This window comes from Clostridium sp. CTA-5, assembly GCF_054768135.1.
In genome coordinates this window covers 61,782-81,038 of the sequence record NZ_BAAAAT010000008.1, presented here as the reverse complement: position 1 = coordinate 81,038, position 19,257 = coordinate 61,782, and the positions used below count along the sequence as shown (strand labels likewise).

At 27.2% G+C, this 19,257-nt stretch carries 14 protein-coding genes and 1 other annotated feature; of the genes, 4 read left to right on the top strand and 10 right to left on the bottom strand.

The features are described from left to right. Positions 1-178: 178 nt before the first annotated feature. From ACYUET_RS14315 to ACYUET_RS14300, 4 genes are all read right to left on the bottom strand, one after another. Complete coding sequence (locus tag ACYUET_RS14315; protein ID WP_460280706.1) at positions 179-1,177, bottom strand: LacI family DNA-binding transcriptional regulator; 999 nt, start codon at positions 1,175-1,177, stop codon at positions 179-181. 153 nt (positions 1,178-1,330) lie between these two features. Further along, positions 1,331-4,444 (bottom strand): isoleucine--tRNA ligase, encoded by a 3,114-nt coding sequence (gene ileS / locus ACYUET_RS14310; RefSeq protein WP_460280705.1) that lies wholly within the window; start codon positions 4,442-4,444, stop codon positions 1,331-1,333. 48 nt (positions 4,445-4,492) lie between these two features. Continuing rightward, positions 4,493-4,735, bottom strand: a binding site (T-box leader). A 52-nt stretch (positions 4,736-4,787) separates the two neighbouring features. Further along, on the bottom strand, positions 4,788-5,957 hold the full coding sequence (locus ACYUET_RS14305) for a YibE/F family protein (RefSeq protein WP_460280703.1): 1,170 nt from the start codon (positions 5,955-5,957) through the stop codon (positions 4,788-4,790). A 380-nt stretch (positions 5,958-6,337) separates the two neighbouring features. Then, the gene (locus ACYUET_RS14300; protein WP_460280702.1) at positions 6,338-8,398 is read right to left on the bottom strand and encodes a 5'-nucleotidase C-terminal domain-containing protein; all 2,061 of its coding nucleotides are present in this window, start codon (positions 8,396-8,398) and stop codon (positions 6,338-6,340) included. 370 nt (positions 8,399-8,768) lie between these two features. On the opposite strand from ACYUET_RS14300, the gene ACYUET_RS14295 reads away from it, so the two are divergent. Beyond that, a complete protein-coding gene (locus ACYUET_RS14295; RefSeq protein ID WP_460280701.1) occupies positions 8,769-8,981 on the top strand; it encodes a (2Fe-2S)-binding protein in 213 nt (70 codons plus the stop codon). A gap of 465 nt (positions 8,982-9,446) precedes the next feature. After that, positions 9,447-10,622, top strand: a complete 1,176-nt coding sequence (locus ACYUET_RS14290; RefSeq protein WP_460280699.1) for a class I SAM-dependent rRNA methyltransferase — start codon at positions 9,447-9,449, stop codon at positions 10,620-10,622. 98 nt (positions 10,623-10,720) lie between these two features. Here ACYUET_RS14290 and ACYUET_RS14285 read toward each other — a convergent pair whose 3' ends face one another. The 5 genes from ACYUET_RS14285 to ACYUET_RS14265 form a co-directional block, all read right to left on the bottom strand. Further along, positions 10,721-11,500, bottom strand: coding sequence for a TrmB family transcriptional regulator (locus ACYUET_RS14285; protein WP_460280697.1), 780 nt, complete (start codon positions 11,498-11,500; stop codon positions 10,721-10,723). Between the two features lie 8 nt (positions 11,501-11,508). Then, positions 11,509-12,330, bottom strand: coding sequence for a DUF4037 domain-containing protein (locus ACYUET_RS14280; RefSeq protein WP_460280695.1), 822 nt, complete (start codon positions 12,328-12,330; stop codon positions 11,509-11,511). Positions 12,331-12,463: 133 nt separating this feature from the next. After that, positions 12,464-13,183, bottom strand: a complete 720-nt coding sequence (locus ACYUET_RS14275; RefSeq protein WP_460280693.1) for a 2-phosphosulfolactate phosphatase family protein — start codon at positions 13,181-13,183, stop codon at positions 12,464-12,466. 62 nt (positions 13,184-13,245) lie between these two features. Next, on the bottom strand, positions 13,246-14,172 hold the full coding sequence (mnmL, locus tag ACYUET_RS14270) for a tRNA modification radical SAM protein MnmL/YtqA (protein ID WP_460280691.1): 927 nt from the start codon (positions 14,170-14,172) through the stop codon (positions 13,246-13,248). Between the two features lie 200 nt (positions 14,173-14,372). Then, positions 14,373-15,458: a hypothetical protein gene (locus tag ACYUET_RS14265; RefSeq protein ID WP_460280689.1), complete on the bottom strand. Its 1,086-nt coding sequence runs from the start codon at positions 15,456-15,458 to the stop codon at positions 14,373-14,375. A 135-nt stretch (positions 15,459-15,593) separates the two neighbouring features. On the opposite strand from ACYUET_RS14265, the gene ACYUET_RS14260 reads away from it, so the two are divergent. Together ACYUET_RS14260 and ACYUET_RS14255 are read left to right on the top strand one after the other, a co-directional pair. Continuing rightward, on the top strand, positions 15,594-16,667 hold the full coding sequence (locus ACYUET_RS14260) for a YkvI family membrane protein (protein WP_460280687.1): 1,074 nt from the start codon (positions 15,594-15,596) through the stop codon (positions 16,665-16,667). A 226-nt stretch (positions 16,668-16,893) separates the two neighbouring features. After that, a complete protein-coding gene (locus ACYUET_RS14255; RefSeq protein ID WP_460280685.1) occupies positions 16,894-17,808 on the top strand; it encodes a radical SAM protein in 915 nt (304 codons plus the stop codon). Positions 17,809-17,911: 103 nt separating this feature from the next. Here ACYUET_RS14255 and ACYUET_RS14250 read toward each other — a convergent pair whose 3' ends face one another. After that, positions 17,912-19,243, bottom strand: a complete 1,332-nt coding sequence (locus ACYUET_RS14250) for a peptidoglycan-binding domain-containing protein (RefSeq protein WP_460280683.1) — start codon at positions 19,241-19,243, stop codon at positions 17,912-17,914. Between the last annotated feature and the right edge of the window lie 14 nt (positions 19,244-19,257).

The window sequence follows — 19,257 nt, the reverse complement described above, 5'->3', positions numbered from 1 at the left end:
AAATTTGCTTCCTTGTCTGACACAAAATATACAACGCCTCTTTGATCTATTATTTTATTTCATGTGCCTTATATAAAAAATCAGTATTCACTTAAAATATAGAGTACGTTTAAAAATATTTCCAAAATAAAATAATGCCTTATTTTTAAGGCATTATTTTATTAATTGTTTTTTATAATTAAATTGTACTTTCTCTTTCTATTAACTCATGTTCTAAAACATAATGTGCTTCTTCTAATTCATTTTGATTTAAAAGTTTTATAAGCATTCTCATAGCAACTGATCCCATATCATATGTTGGTTGAGAAATAGTTGTTATTTTAGGATAGAAAATTGATGCAGCATAATTATCATTAAAACCAATAACGCTAACATCGTTAGGTGTATTAATCCCTTTTTCTCTAAATCTATTTATAACTCCCATTGCTATTTCATCAGAAGCACATACAACACCGTCAACTTTAATTCCTTTTTTTATGAATTCGTCTACAGCTTCATATCCTGATTTTACTTTTATTGTATCAAGATAGATTAAATCATCATTTACTTGAATGCCTGCTTCTTTTAATGCTTTTTCGTAACCTAGATATCTGTCACCCCAAGCATTCATATTGTTTTTCTTAGTACCAACAAAAGCAATATTTTTTAATCCCTTAGAAATTAAATACTTAGTACTATCGTAACTTCCTTTAATGTTATCTATTGTAACACTTGGAAGTTTTCCTTCTTTATCTTTTGTTTCAACAAGTACTGTCTTTAAATCTAATTCATTAATAAGCTCTAATATTTCTTCTTGAAGTGAACTACTCATATAAAGTACTCCATCAACCATTTTTTCTTTAAGAACTCTTAAATATTCTTTTTCTTTTTCTATATCAAGATCAGAATTACATAAAATCACATTATAGTCATATATGTTAGAAACATCTTCTGCACCTCTAACAATTTCAGGATAAAACTGATTTGATACATCTGGTAATAATATACCTATTGTTTTGGTCTTTTGCGTTTTTAGACTTCTAGCAATTATGTTTGGTCTATATCCTAATAACTTTATTGCATCTAATACTTTTTTCTTAGTATCCTCATTAACGACATCTATATCGTTTAACACTCTAGAAACTGTTGCAATTGAAACACCTGCTTCTTTAGCAACATCTTTAATAGAAGTAGCCATACTAATTCCTCCTTTATATTATTCTAGATAATTAATTATACTAATATTATCTTATAAAAATCAAGAAACTTGTTGATAAATAGTGATTTTTCTGCAAATTTAAAGGCTAGATATCAAAAGGAGTCCTTTAGATTCTAGCCCTTAACTATATATCTACTTAATTACTTCAACTGTCATTTCCAACTTTTCACCATTTATAATAGTTTCTGTATACTCTTTTTCTTCATTATAAATAACATCACAAGTTAATGTTTCTTTCTTTATAGTTTCTGCAAATTTTTCAATTATATTTAATAATAAATCATTATTAGCAACATAAAGTTTTATTTTGTCAGATACTTCAAAGCCTTTATCTTTTCTCATATTTTGAATCTTTGAAATAATTTCTCTTACATGACCTTCTTCTTGAAGTTCTGGTGTAATTGTTGTATCTAATACAACACCTATATGTCCTTCACCTGCAAATGCATATCCTTCTAATCCTTGCATTGTAATTAAAAGATTTTCATTTGTAAGAACTATTTCTGTTCCATTAACTTCAATAGTTTCACTATCACCGTTTTGAATCTTTTGAGCTAATTCCATTTGATTCTTTTCTGAAATTGCTTTTCTGATTTGTGGTATTAGTTTACCATAAGCCTTACCTAATACAGGTAAGTTAGGTTTAATTTCAAAGTTAACATATTTTGATAAATCTGCTCCAAGTTCAACCATCTTAATATTTAATTCTTCTTTAACAATATCACCATAGTATTCTGGTAAAGAATTTGTTGAAATAAGAATTTCTGAAAGTGGCTGTCTATTCTTAATATTAGCAGCATTTCTAGCACTTCTTCCAAGCTTAACAAGTGTATAAGCTAAATCCATTTCCTCTTCTAATTCTCTATTTACAGCATTACTATCTACTTCAGGCCATTTACATAAATGAATACTTTCTGGTGCATTTTTATCAAGATTTACAACTAAGTTTTGATAAATTTCTTCTGTCATAAATGGAACAAATGGTGATGCTACCTTAACTAAATTAGTTAATACTTTATATAAAGTTACATATGCACCAATCTTATCATCTGTTAATTCTTGAGACCAGTATCTAGATCTATTTCTTCTTACATACCAATTTGATAATTCATCTGTAAATTCTTCAATTGCTAATGCTGATTGAGTTATTTTATAAGAACTTAATCCTTCATCAACAGTTGCAATTAATGTATTTAATTTAGATATAATCCATTTATCCATTACATTATCTGATACAAAATCAGCATATTTAGTTGGATCAAATTTATCTATATCTGCATATAAAACATAGAATGAATATACATTCCATAATGTACCTAAGAACTTTCTTTGAGTTTCTGCAACATCATCAGTTGAGAATCTTGTTGGAAGCCATGGTGCACTTGCAGTATAGAAATGCCATCTTGTAGCATCTGCGCCTTGACTACCTAATACTTCAAATGGATCTACAACATTTCCCTTAGACTTAGACATCTTAAGTCCTTTTTTATCTAAAACGTGACCTAACACTATACAATTTTCAAATGGGTTTGTATCAAATAAACATGTTGATATTGCAAGTAATGTATAGAACCATCCTCTCGTTTGGTCAACAGCTTCTGATATAAATTGAGCTGGAAAATTCTTTTCAAAAGTTTCTTTATTTTCAAATGGATAATGCCATTGTGCAAAAGGCATTGAACCAGAATCAAACCAACAATCAATTACTTCATGAGTTCTAGTCATTTCTTTTCCACACTCTGGGCATTTTAATTTAATTGCATCAACATAAGGTTTATGTAATTCTATACCCTTACAATCTGTAGTTGATTTAGCTTCTAATTCTTCTCTACTTCCAATACATTCTTTATGACCACATTCACAATTCCATATTGGCAGAGGTGTTCCCCAATATCTATCTCTTGAAATACCCCAGTCAATAACATTTTCAAGGAATTTACCAAATCTTCCTGTTCTAATATTATCAGGATACCAATTTATCTTATTATTATTTGCTAATAATTTATCTCTCATTTCAGTCATTGCAACAAACCAGCTATCTTTTGGATAGTATAATAATGGTGTATCACATCTCCAACAGTGTGGGTATGAATGCATATGTCTGTGAGCATTAAATAATTTATTATGTTCTTCTAGATATTTAACAATACTATCATCACATTTCTTAACAAACTTTCCTGCCCATGGAGTTACTTCTTCAACAAAGTTACCATTTGTATCTACTAAATTTATAAATGTAATTCCATTTTTCTTAGCAACAAGACTATCATCTTCACCATAAGCTGGAGCGATATGTACTATACCAGTACCATCTGTTAATGTTACATAATCTCCATGGATTACTTCAAATGCTTTACCTTCAACCTTTGCAAAAGGTAATAGTTGTTCGTATTTAACTCCTAATAGTTCTTCACCTTTAAACTCTTTAATTAATTCATATTCTGTATCGCCTAAAACTTTTCCTAGTAAATCTTTAGCTAAAATATAAACTTCTTCTCCAACTTGAACTTCACAATATGTATATGCTTTGTTTATACATAAAGCTAAGTTAGATGGTAATGTCCAAGGGGTTGTTGTCCATGCTAATATATATTTATTTTCTTCTCCTACAACTTTAAATTTAGCAGTTGCAGTTAAGTCTTTAACATCTTTATATCCTTGAGCAACTTCATGAGATGATAAAGCAGTTCCACATCTTGGACAGTAAGGCATTACTTTATGACCTTTGTATAATAACTTTTTATTCCATAATTGCTTTAAAGCCCACCATTCAGATTCAATATAGTTGTCATGATAAGTTACATATGGATCATCCATATCAACCCAATAACCGATTTGTTCAGACATTTTTTCCCATAGGCTTACATATGAGAATACACTATCTTTACATTCTTTAATAAATTTTTCTACTCCGAAATCTTCAATTTGTTCTTTACCTGAAATCCCAAGTTTCTTTTCTATTTCTAACTCTACTGGAAGACCATGAGTATCCCAACCAGCTTTTCTTAAAACTTGATATCCCTTCATAACTTTGTATCTTGGGATTATATCTTTCATAACTCTTGTTAATATATGACCAACGTGTGGCTTTCCATTTGCTGTTGGAGGACCATCATAAAAAGTAAAATATTCTCCATCTTGATTAGAATCAAAATTCTTTTGTATAATGTTTTTTTCTCTCCAAAGTTTTGCAATATCTTTTTCCATACTTACATTACTCTTTGTAGAATCTACTTTATTGTACATTATCTTTTTCCCCTTTCAATGTAAATTGACTATAAAAAAAACTCCATCCCACAGGACGAAGTTGAATTCGCAAACCACCTAAGGTAAACATTCAATATAATTATTAAATGTCTCATTTCAAGTACAAACATACTCTATCCTTTAACGCTGGCTAACGAGAAAACTTAATCGGTAAAACCTTTCAGCCTCTAACTCCTAGGTGATTTTCTCTTAATTCTCCTATAACTTTGCACCAAACAGCTACTCTCTAAAAGTTGAATTTAAGATACTTTTCCTAATCACAGTCTTTTATTGTAATCATTATATATTAACGTTATTTAAATGTCAATTGATGGTTTTAAATTTATTTTTTTATAGTTTTAAACTTATTTCTAAAAACTAAAGTGGCCATTGCAAACACTGTAATAGGCACAGTCCAAACAATTCCAAGACTACCTGCAAAAGCTGTTATTATTTCTGTTGTTATTATTTCCATATTAACAATAGTTGCATAAGTCATTTTTTGAGCTGCAAGTAAAAATATTAAACTAAATGCTCCTCCTGCATAAGCCAAAATTAAAGTATTAGACATAGCACCTATAATATCTTTACCTATATTCATACCACTTTTTATAAAATCTTTTTTTGTTATATTGCTTTTAATCTGTAATACTTCGTCCATAGCTGAAGTAATTGACACACTAACATCCATAACAGCTCCTAAAGCACCAATTACTATAGCAGAAAACATTATCTGCTTAAAGTTAAGCTCTATACTTGCATTAGCATAGGCTATCATTTGTGATTCAGTTTCAGCAAGCCCTGTTATTTTGCACAAGTTACCTATGATAATTGCTGCAATAGTTGCAATTATTATGCCTCCAGTTGTCCCAAGTATTGAAACTATTGTTTTTTTATTTATTCCATTTATAAAAAATAATGAAGATGCTACAGTTACAATACATACTATAATTGTTGCTACCAATGGATTAAATCCACTAATTAATATTGGAAGTAATACTTTTATTATCATAAAACCTGTAAAAATTAAAGTTATTATTGATTTAATACCTTTTTTCCCACAAATTAAAATAACAGATAATATAAATATTCCTATTAATATATATAAATAGCTTTCCCTAACCATCTCATATAAATGTATTGAGTTTATTGTTCCATCATTATCTGAAATAGTATAATTTATTAATATTTCATCATTTTCACTAACAATTATTCTATGTATATCTATAGCTTCTATAGTATTTCTAATCTTATATTTTTCTCCTTTATGATTACCATTAAGTATTGTAATTTCAAACTCCTGCTTAGTTTGTAGTACCTGATTGTTTTCATCTTCTAATTTATTAGTATCATCATAATCTATTTTATCTACCCTTGCTTTTGCAAAAAAGTAATTACTATTAATATTAAATTTTTGCTTATTACTTTCTACAATTGAAAATGTAAATAATCCTATTACAATTATTGCCAATAAAGTTATGCATATATACGTATTTCTGTTTACTTTTTTCATAATTACTCCTATTGTTTATACAATGTTTTAAAATAGTATTGATGTTATAGTATAAGGGCGAACTGGCATTAGGATTTGCTTTTTAGAACTCTTAAGTGAATGTCCAAATTTTATATTTGGCAACATTAACTTTCACAGAGTGCAATTTTATATTTTGTTCCTGGAACTTACTGAACGAATGTATATGAGTCAAGTTTCCTATTTCAGTTCTGTCCATGAGCTTTATACTATAATATCAATTTTCATTTAAAACATAGCTTTTCTTTAATATTATATTTAAAACCAAGCAAAGTCATAGAGATACAGAAATTTAACCCCTATGACTTTACAATCTTTTTTAAAATTTATTTTTATATTTACTTAGTGGTAAAACTTAATTTTTATTTATTTTTTACATCATCCCAAGTTACAGATTTTGAATTAGAAGATGTTTGTTCTTCTGCAACTCCAGATAAAGTTACACTTCCATTATTAATGCATTGTACTGCTTTTTTTCTTTGTTCTTTATCCCAATTATTACCTATAACGCTCCAATTATTATCACATTCAGGAGTTATAGTTCCACCCTTAACTTCGTTTATATATTTTCCGATTAAATCTCTTATTCTTCCATCACCTAATCCAGCAGTTTCTTCTGATTTTCCTACAAGAGTTGGAAGAGCTTCTCCGTCTTTAAATATAACTCCAGGAGTTAATAATTGAGTTCCACCTCTATAGTTATTAACTGTTACATAAAGTTCATCTGAATCATTTATTTTACTTCCATCATTTCTTGTTAAATTAACTACTCTATTTCCAACATCCTTTGATACATCTACATTATATTTTATACCACCAAACATATCAAAATTGTATCCTGGGATAGATTTATTAAATGAAACAGTTAAATCTCCAGGGTTATATTTATTGTAATAACCAAAAGACCATTCCATATATTTCTTAAGTTGACTTCCTGTCATTTTAAGAACATATAATGTGTTGTCAAATTTATATATATTAGCAGTATCACATTTCTTAATAGTTCCTGCTGCTATGTTTTGTCCATCTTTAAATACTGCTGCAGATGAAACGTCTATTTTATGATTTGCTACTTTTTCACCATAATACATTTGAACATTATGAATTAAAGTAAGCATTGGTGTAGGTTGAAGTTTTGCTTGATCTATTCCTTTAATTTCATTTGGAGGTGTTAAGTTTCCATCTTTTAATGTACCAATTGGTGTGTTAGCATCATCAATTGCTCTTTGATTATAGCTTGCTAATGATTTTGTAAGTTCATTATCAGCTTGAACAGCAGTTCCATTTTTAGGGGCCATATCATAAAGCTTTGTTGTAATATCTGTACCTTTATTTGCAACTACATATTCTCCATTAGAATTTTTAGTTAAATTAACGTTAATTTGACCAAGAGTCTTAGCCCATTTATACGCTTCTATTATTACTGTTCCATTAGCTTTTGCTTTATTGTAATCTTCCATAGTTACATCTGTAATTGTTCCATCCTTTGTTACTGCTGTAACCTTATTTTTACTAGCATCTAAAGAATATATCTTATGGTCATAATAATAGTCTCCAGCTATTTTCACATGATAATGAGCTGCAACGAAAGCAGTTATTTCTGGACATTCTTCTAATATATCAATAGCACTTGATCCTTCAGTACCATATTCTTGTGTCTCACCAATGTGATTAACAGCTATTATTGTATTTACATTTTGCTTTTTAAGTTCTGCAATTGCAGCTTTAGTTTCTTCTACAGGGTTAGTAACTTTGTATCCTTTTAAATTAGCCGCATCCCATTTAGTAATATTAGGTGTTACCATACCTATTATTCCTACTTTAACTCCACTTCTTTCAACTATTTTATATGGTGCTGCAATTCTTGTTTTGCCATCAGTGTCATATACATTTCCCCCTAATACAGTACCATTAAATTGTTTCATTATATTTTTTAAAGCTGGTATACCATAATTGAATTCATGATTTCCCAAAGTAATAGTGTCATATCCTATTTTATTCATAGCAGTTATCATTGGGTTATTTGAATCATTTATAAATAATGATTCTGAATTATCTTGAATAATATCTCCTGCATCAACAACAATTGTATTATTAGGATTTTTAGATCTTAAATCATTAACTGCAGTTGATATTTGTGCAAGACTTCCTGAATTATCAGTAACATTTACAGCATAGTCATATGGTAGGAATCTACCATGAGAATCTGTAGTTGTTAAAATTTGCAAGTTAACGTTTCCATCTTTGGCCAAAAGAACATCTTTGTTACCATTAACTGTTTTATTTCCAGTTAAATCGATTACTTCATTATTAGTATCAGTTTTAGTATCTGCTTTTACTGTTATCGGTGTAAATAAAGTAAATACCATCATTGATGCTACTATAGATGATAAAAATTTTTTGTTTTTAAGTCGTCTAAACATTAAAACTGTCCCCCTTGTTTGAATTTTACTATTTTACTTAATTTTCATTATATAGTTAATTATAACATAATGATTTTTATAAAAAAAGATACCATAAAAAAATCATATTATAAATATAACAATTTATGAATTTTTTACTTTACACTTCATTTTTTATATTTTTAGACATCTTTATTTAATAAAAATATAATTTTAGTTATATAACCCAATTAAAATACATATTTAGTTTTTTATGTTTTAATATATTATATATTAAATTAATTATTTGAAATAATAATTAATTTTTGATAATTATTATTCATTAATATTTACTACTATACAGTATTATGTTTTAATTATGATAATAAACTAAATCTTAAGGAGAGAATTTATGAACAATAATTTAAATGAAGAAATTTTAGATAAATTAACAAAAACTTGTATTTGTAAAAGTATAACTAGAGCTAAAATTAAACAATCTATAAAAAATGGTGCTAAAACTTATGAGGATGTTCAAAAAGATACTGGTGCTGGATTAGGGTGTTGTAAAGGGCAAAGATGTGCTGAAAAAATCAAAGATTTAATTAAAAATTTAAATAATTAGTTATATTTTTAAACATAATAAAATAATTAAATATTAGATAATTATTATGTTATAATCATATGAGATATTTAAGAAAGATTATAAATCAGTTTTATTCTGGTTTATAATTTTTTTAGGTTTTATTTTAGTTAAAAAATTATTATACTAATTTAGAAAAGATTTTATTTTAGTAATTTAAGGCTCTGTTTTAAAATAGTGTTGATATTATAGTATAAGGGCGAACTGGCATTGGAATTTGCTTTTTAGAACTCTTAATGAAGATTTGTACAATTAATTGCTTGTCAACAATCTATGATTGGGAACATGCATTAATTGGACTAAGCTTTATTTTAGAGTTCTTAAAGTAAATTCTTCTGTCCATGAACTTTATACTACAATATCAACATTCACTTAAAACATAGTGTAATTTGAAAATAATGCCTATTATTAAATATAATAATTATTTTGGAAGGAGTCTTTTATAATATGGCAAGTAAATTTTATTTACATAAAGGGCGTAGTGGTAAAGCTGAACATGGTCGTCCTTGGATATATACTGATGAAATTAATGAATATGATGGTGAATATCAAAATGGAGATATTGTAGAAGTATATAATCATAAAGGCTATTTTATTGGAAAAGGTTATATAAATGATAAGAGTAAAATAACAATTAGAATAATGACAAGAGACTTAAATGAATCTATAGACGAAGATTTCTTTAAAAGAAGATTTAAAACTGCCTTCGATTATAGAAAAGGGGTTATTGATACATCATCTTGTAGATTTGTATTTGGTGAAGCAGACTTTTTGCCCGGATTAACTATTGATAAATTTGAGAATTATTATGTAGTCCAAATTTCTACATTAGGTATGGATCAATATAGAGATTTAATAGTTAAATTATTAATTGAAGAATATAATGCTAAAGGTATTTATGAAAGAAGTGATATTGCTACTAGAGAAATTGAAGGTCTAGAACAAACTAAAGGTTTCTTAACAGAAGAATTTGATACTAATGTTGAAATTATAGAAAACGGTGTTAAATACATAGTTGATTTAGCAAATGGTCAAAAAACAGGCTTTTTCTTAGATCAAAAGGAAAATAGAGCAGCAATACATAGAATATGTAAAGATAAAGATGTTTTAGATTGTTTCACGCATACTGGTTCATTCGCATTAAACGCAGGTATTGCAGGTGCTAAATCTGTACTTGGTATAGATGTTTCTCAACATGCTATTGATTGTGCTACTAGAAATGCTGAACTTAATAATTTACAAGATACAGTTAAGTTTGAATGTCATAATGCATTTGATGTATTACCAGCATGGTCAAGAGAAGAGAAAAAATTTGATGTAGTAATACTTGATCCGCCTGCATTTACTAAATCAAAAAATACAATTAATGCAGCTAAAAGAGGCTATAAGGAAATAAATCTAAGAGGTATGAAATTAGTTAAATCTGGTGGATACTTTATCACTTGTTCTTGTTCTCATTATATGAGCGAAGAACTTTTAAGAAAAACAGTCTTAGAAGCAGCTCAAGATGCACGAAAGATGCTAAGACAAGTTGAATTTAGAACTCAATCATGTGATCATCCAATTCTTTGGAATTCAGATGAAAGCTATTATCTAAAATTCCTTATCTTCCAAGTATTTTAAAAAGAAGGACTATCTTATAAGTTTTATAAACTTGAGATAGTCCTTTGTTTATTCTATATATCTTAATCCATTATTGATATTTAAAATATAATATTTAATTATCTATTTTCTAATATTGTATTTAATTTAATATCTTCAGTAATCAAATTATCCTTATATTTATTCTTTAATTTTAGAAGATATATATCATTATGAATATGTTCAGATATTATTGAACACATAAGAATATTATCAGTAAAAGTACCCAACATTTCTTCTCTATGTTTTCCTTGATCAGCAACTAATGTTCTTTCGCAATCTACTACTAACATCATCCTTGTTTCTTTTCCTAAACAACTAGTCTGTTCATGAGCATAAATTTCAATTGGTAATTTATCATTTTCTAATTTAGAAAATGAGAATACAATTATTCTAATACCCCTATCATAGATTTCTTTAAGCTCCTTAGCAAAAATATTTAAATTAAAATCTGTATTTATATAAACTTCTTTTTTTGCACTTAATAACATCTGCTTTATTTTTATAATTATGTTATCATAACCTTCTATATTAAAATATCTTTCATCAACACTTGATGTTTCTAATTCTTTTAACTTTTCTTCTAATAATTCAGTTGTTTCAATAAATTCATTTTTCATCTTATTTATTAAAATAGATGGACTCTCTGCTTTATAAACTTGAGTATTTCCTGGTAGTAAAAATACTATTCCTTTTTTATATAATTTATCTAATGCAGCATACACTGAAGATCTAGAAATATTTAAATTTTTAGCAATCTGATATCCTGTTAATGTGGAATTTTTTAATAAGTCTATATATACTGAGGCTTCTGTCTTTGAAAAACCTAACTTTTCTAACAGCTCTGTTATTTTTTCCATAATTTATATCACCTATTCTTCATACTGAACCCTTCATTTTCTAATAATATATCTAAATTTTTTATTAATTCATCCATTTTATATAAAATGGCATTACCTTTTTCTATTGAGCATTGCAACAATTTCTCAATATCACTTTCCATATTTTTAGGAATAATAAAATTATTATCTTTTATAATTTTTAAAATCTTTTTTTCACCAGGATGAGGAAATTCATTTATTGCAAATATAATATCAAAATAACTAGCTAAAAAAGCAGCTATTCTATGATTTATACTAATAAAATCCTCTCTCTTTAATGCCTTCTCTATTTGATAATAATATGCTGGACTTTTACATTTTAATAATTGATAATTTTTTTCTATTATATTGCTTTTCAATTTTAAAGGATAAGGTAAATTGTACTTTCCTTTTAGACTTGTTAATTTATCATTCTTATCATAAAGTATTTCTGAATTTATAATATTACTCCAAAAACATGTTGTATATCCTATATCTGCTTCACATTTGATTAATGTTCTACTTAATGTTGAATCAATCCATTCAATATTTCTATATATTATTTCTATAGGGATATTACATCCTTTTAATATCCCATCATCTTCTGATTCCCAGAAAGTATTATTTAATTCTATATAAGAACAACATTTATCAGTAATCCTTTTTCTATCTTTTAAACTTAACTCTTTAGTTAAATAAACATAAACATCATAATCAGAATTTTCATCACTTGTTTTACTTCCGTATGAGCCTCCTAGTAGAATCCCCTCTACATCTGATAACATTGAAAATTCATTAACTATTTCTAATAAATTTGTATTGATATCCAAAAGTACTCCCCCTTAATTCAATAATCCCCTTCAATAAAGTAGTATATATTATACTACTAATTAAAGTTTAATATTTTATCTTTTTAAAATCAATACAAGTATTTTTATTTATACAAAAATATCCACTTATGTTTTAAAATATAGACTTTATTTTTCCATCAGCATATTCAGGAACTATATCTATTATGCTTTTCTTTGTACAATACTCTATATCATTATCTAAATTTAAAGTTTTCATAACTGCATAGTGTCTGGCCTCTTTAATATAATTTATGGTATTCTTATTACTCTCATATATCATATTTGATGTTTTACCTATATCGGTAAGATCTATATTTTTCTTTTCATTCAATATAGTATTTATGATATATCCACCGCATATATAATCGTCCATAGAAAATTCTCCATTAGTTCCTGCGTTAACTATAACTACATCTTCATTAATTTCTAAAAGTTTTTTAGCAACAGCCTCTGCGTTAATCATAGCCGCTATAAAAATCCTTTTTGCTGGCAAACATTTTGTAAGAGCTCTGGTTCCATTTGTTGTTGTCATAAGTACCGTCTTATCTTTTACTTTTTCACTTGTATATTCTAATGGTGAATTGCTCAAATCAAATCCTTCTATCTTTACAGCTTTTCTTTCACCACCTAATAAATATGTATCCTTTTTTAAATTCTTTGAAGCTTCTATGGTTTCTTCTATTGTAAGATATGGTATTACCTCCTTACATCCATTACTAATTGCTGTTGTTATAACAGATGTTGCTCTAAACATATCAATTACAACAACTATTTTATTTTCAATTCTGCTTTCCTCTATATAATCTGCTGATATTATAACATCTATTTTCATATATGCTGATCCCCCTATTTGTTAGACATTTATCTCTTTTAATACTTGATTAAAATTATTTGTTATTTAAAATTCTTGCCTTGGTATAAATGATTCTCCTCTAAAGATTTATCTATTGCATTTAATACTTCCCATTTTTTTAAACTCCATAATGGTCCTATTAATAAATCTCTTGGGGCATCACCAGTTAATCTATGAACCACCATATCTTCAGGTAATATAGATATCCCTTTACATATTAAATCTATATATTCTTCTTGTGATAAAAATTCTAATTCTCCATTTTCATATAACTTTACCATAGGAGTTTGTTTCATTAAGTGCAATAGATGAAATTTTATTCCTTTTGCTCCTGAATGAGCAACATAATCTATTGTTTTTAACATATCATCATGATTCTCTCCAGGTAATCCTAATATAGTATGTACAACAACATCTATGCCTTTTTCTTTTAATTTCATCATAGAATCTTCAAATACACTTAATGTATATCCTCTATTTATCTTTTTAGCAGTTTCATCGCTTACTGTTTGCAAACCAAGCTCAACCCAAACATATACTTTTTTATTCATTTCTTCAAGTAAATCTAAAACATCATCATCTAAGCAATCGGGTCTTGTAGCTATTGCTAATGCCACTACATCTTCCTGACTTATAGCTTCTTCATATTTTTTTCTAAGTTCTTCAATAGGAGCATAAGTGTTAGTATATGCTTGAAAATATGCTATATACTTTCCATTTTTCCATTTATTCGCCATCATAGTTTTTACATCATTAAATTGCTTTGTAATAGAAAAACATCTATCTCCTGCATAATCACCTGAACCTCTTTCACTACAAAATAAACAACCACCTTTGCTTATTTTTCCATCTCTATTAGGACATGAAAATCCACCATCTAGTGATATTTTAAATACTTTTTCACCAAATTTATTTCTTAAAAAACAATTTAAACTATGATACCTTTTACCATTCCAAAAGTTATTCATCTTTCCTCCTAGTTATATTATTTATATACTTTCACTTTAGGCATAATCAAAAATAACAAATCCATCTACCAAGCCTATTTTTCATTATACTGCGTCAGTAGATTTGCCTAATAGACTAGCTATGAAGCAAATCTACTTTCTTGTCTAATGAAAAATAATCAGGGTATTTGAGACTCGTTATTTTTATTCATATGCCTTATTTAACTTTCTTTTTTATTTATAGTGGCTTTTTGTAGATTAATCTTATAAATTCCTGATTTATCATCACTTACTTTTCCTATTCCATCTATCAGTGTGACTTTAATTGTAACTTCTTCTTCACTTGTATACATAACTTTTATATTATACTTATCAATAGGAAATTTATCTTCAACATTTAATGGAGATCGTTCACCACTCTCAGTATCAAATATTTTTAATCCAATCCCCTTACCATTTTCACTATAAGAAACTAATAATTTATCTTCTAACGAGTTAAATACTACACTATCAATTTTGCAGTTTCTTAATACACCACAATTACTCATTTTTTCAGTTTGTACTTTTTCTAATGTTTCATTGATATTATCTTGATTTTGTGATTTATCATTACTATTGGCTCCAATAGTAGCAACTGAGTCTTTTTCTTTTACATATAATATTCCGATAAAATTATCTGTTCCATCTGTTCCATCTGTTGTAACATATGTAACTTTATCCTGATTATAACCTAATGCAGCACATGAGAAGTTGTTATTTGGTACTTTTAATTCTTCTAATGCTCCACTTTCTTTATTATATACCTCTTTAGGAATGTCAGAAAGTTTTAATAAAAGCTTACTTTGACCTTCAGATGATTTTTTCATTCTTAATTGATTATTTATACTATATACCTCTGCTACTTCTTCAGTTTTCAAATTATTTACCTTATAGTTATCTCCCTCTTTTATAACATTTACATTATATTTATCTAGACTACTATTAGACCCATTATCATTTCCTCTTATTATATCAAATATAATAGAAAGTTTATTGCCAGAATCTACAGTTTTATCAACCTTGAAGGATTGAATTTTAAAATTACCCAAATTACTCTGCTTTTGAATTGAAAAAAATTCATCTGTACATAATTCTTTAGCTTTTTCTAAATCCCCTTCTTGTAATATTATTAAATATTCATTAGCAATTGCAATTGCTTTTTTACTATCATATACATTAACTTCACTTTGACCTAAGCTATTACTTTTGCAACCTATTAAGATGAACATTGTAATTAAAATCATTATTTTTGAAATAATTTTTTTCAAAATAAATAACCTCCCTTTTAAATATCTTGTATTTATTTTTCCTAAGAAATGTAGTGTTATGCGAATAATTGAAGAATAAATGAAATACTTATCTTATATAATTAATAATGAAAATATTGTTAAGGAGAATGAGAATTGAAAAAGCAATTTATTAGTATACTTCAGGTAGCTGCAGTATTTATAGGTACAGTTGTTGGTGCTGGATTAGCATCAGGTAAAGAAATTACAGAGTTTTTTACATCATTTGGTATAAAAAGTTTTATAGGAATATTGGTTTGTGGAATATTTTATATATTCATAGGCCTTATTATATCCAGGATAAGCATATTCTATAAATTAAATTCATATGGTGAGCTAATTAATACAATAAGCCCCAATTTTATAGGTAAGTTTACTGGTTTTATAACTACTTTATATCTTATTTCTAGTGCATCTATAATTTTAGCTGGTAGTGGTGCTTTAATAAATCAATTTTTTGGTATACCTAAGTTAATTGGATCTCTAATAATGATTTGTATATCATTATTTTTTCTACTACGTGATACTGATGGATTAATTGAAATAAATTCATTTATTGTACCATCTTTAATATGTACTATAACATTAATTACTATTTTGTATTTTTTATTCTGTAAAGATGCCATATCATTTCAAAATTTAACTAGATTTAAGCCTAGAAAAACTGGTCTAGCCGTTTCAACAATATTGTATGCTGGATATAATATACTTTGTTGTTCTGGAGTACTTGTTCCTCTTAGTACTCAAATGAAAAAGAAAAAAACTATGATTGTAGGAATATCCCTTGGAGCCATAGGTCTTACTATACTTTGTTCAATGATAAATCTTATGTTAACAGTTAATCAACCACATATATATAAATATGAAATTCCATTATTACTTGTAGCTAATAGGTTTGGTAATATTATTCAAGCTATTCTATTGGTGATAATTTGGCTCGAAATGTTTTCAACAGAAGTTTCAGATGTATACTCTATAAGTAAAACTTTAGAACAAACTTTTAATATAAAATTTAAAAAAGGTATTTTTATCGTTTTGGCTGTAGCACTTCCAATCTCTCAAATTGGATTCACTAACTTAATCACAAAATTATATCCAGCTTTTGGAGTATTAAGTTTGATTTTTATAACTCAATGTATAATATTTTATTTTAAACATAAAAAACAATTTGTTGATTCACATTCAGAATAATAGATGAAAAAAAATAACATGTTAATTTTTTCAATGTCTATAACAGCATGATATAATAAAAATATATAAGTTCCAATAAAGTTTATTCATTAATATAATTCTTAAAATTTTTATAAATGATATGACTTACCAATATAGTGAAGAACTTATATATAAATAAACTATATTTTTAAATAGTAATGATACTATAAATATATTTTTGAGATAATTACTTAAGGAGATACGTATGAAATATTCATATATGTTAAAACAGTGTACACTTTGTCATAAAAATTGCAAAGTTAATAGATTGAATAACGAAATAGGATTTTGTAATGCTTCAGATAAAGTTAAAGTAGCAAGAGCAGCATTACACTTTTGGGAAGAGCCACCCATATCAGGGAAAAATGGATCTGGAACTGTATTCTTTTCAAACTGCAATTTGGGTTGTGTATTTTGCCAAAATCATGATATAAGTCAACAACATAAAGGAATAGATATCTCTATTGCAAGGCTTGCTGATATATTTTTAGAGCTTCAAGAAAAAGGAGCTCATAATATAAATTTAGTTACTCCAACTCATTATGTTCCTCAAATAATAGAAGCACTAGAAATTTCAAAATCAAGAGGATTAATCATTCCAATATTATATAATACAAATAGTTATGATTCTCTTGAAACCATTAAGTCTTTAAATGGATATATAGATGTTTATCTTCCTGACTTTAAATATTTTAATGATAAATATTCTATTAAGTACTCAAAAGCTAAAGATTATGCCTCAAATGCATTATCAATAATAGATGAAATGGTTAAACAAGTAGGAAAGATTAAATTTGATTCAAATGGTAACATAGTTAAAGGAGTTATTATTAGACATTTATTGCTTCCAGGACTTTTATTTGATTCAAAAAAAATTATTGATTTATTATTTAATAGGTATGGAGATAGTGTTTATATTAGTTTAATGAATCAATATACCCCTATGTTTAAAGCATGTAATTATCCTGAAATAAATAGATCATTAAATCCTAAACATTATGATAGTTTAATTCAGTATTCTTTAGATCTAGGTCTTAAAAACGGATTTGTTCAAGATGATGGGACTAATAATACAGAATTTATACCTTCATTCAATTTTGAAGGTGTATTAAAATCTTAGATATAATAATGAATTTTTACAATAAACTATAGTATGTTTTATATAATAAATAAAAGGATATCTCAAATATGTGATATATTTTTGAGATATCCTTATTTATTCACTATTCAAAGTAAGAGAAATTAGGAATGTTTTTACTATATGATTGCGGAGTCATTGGAGGAATAAAAATTCTCTCTTTCTCAAAAGAACCTCTAAGCTCTGCTATTTTAGTTACTCCTACATAAACATCAGATATTTTATACCATGTTGCATAATCAACAACTCCCGTTTGAGGTAAATTAAATATCCCCTGAAATGTCTTAACTGCTTCTGCAGTTTTAGGATTATATACACCATCTTCTGCAACCTTAGGAATTAATGGATAATTTTTTGATATTGTATTTAATTGATTTTGTATTGTTTTAACTGGTTCTCCAGATGACCCTATAGTTAAATCATAGCCTGGATATGATTTAGGACTTCCTTCTACCTTTTCTGCTGTTTCTAATTCAATATCATTTCCATAATAATATTTTAAAATATCAAATGGAGGCATGCCTTTTGATCCTAGACCCTGACTTCCCCATTGACTTAACCATTGTGGACAGGTAACACTTTTACCATCACAATATTGAGTTAAAAGTGGCTGTTTCTTTCCTATCCTTTTAATATAAGTAGAAAATATTTCATCTACAACTGCACTTATGCTATCATAAATATTTCTTCCATAATTGAATGCATGGTCAAATGCAGTAGAACTTGTAATATCGAAATTTTTTCCTTTTCCTCTATACCATTCCGTATATATTCTATTTAAAGTAAATGATATTATACAAAATATATTTGCCCTTATTGCATTATCTGACCAAGTTGAATAAATTTCACATGAAGCAACATTTTTAATATATTCTTTAAATGGCACCTTATAATTAGGTGCTGATGTATCATTAGGTCCCCCTTGATGAACTATTATATATTCAGGTACAACTGGTTGGGCTAAAACTACTCCTGATGTAGGTGGTGGTAATGGTTTTTCATCATCTTCTGGGATTTTTGGTGGAAAATTTCCATTAAGTCTATTGGGTTGAATATCTATAACTCTTTCTTGTCTAGCGCTTGTAGTACGTTTAATTAAATTACATCTTTGATAAGCAACTTGTTCAGAGAATATTTGACATCCTCTTATTATCAATGTTTGGAATCCCTCTTTTTGTACTGTTATATCATACAAGCTATATGGTAATTTAGTGTTATTCTCATCTAAAGAATATTCTATAGGTGGTGCACTTAAATCTATTTGTTCTGTTAATCCAATTGTATTAGTATTTAATTGAGCCGCTGAGGGTGCATTTTCCATTCTCTGAGCTTCTCTAACTAAAATTTTAGCTCCTTCTACTGGAATATAGTTATCACCACTAAAACATTGTATTTTTAAACTTCCTATATCAGCCACATGATTACTCCTTA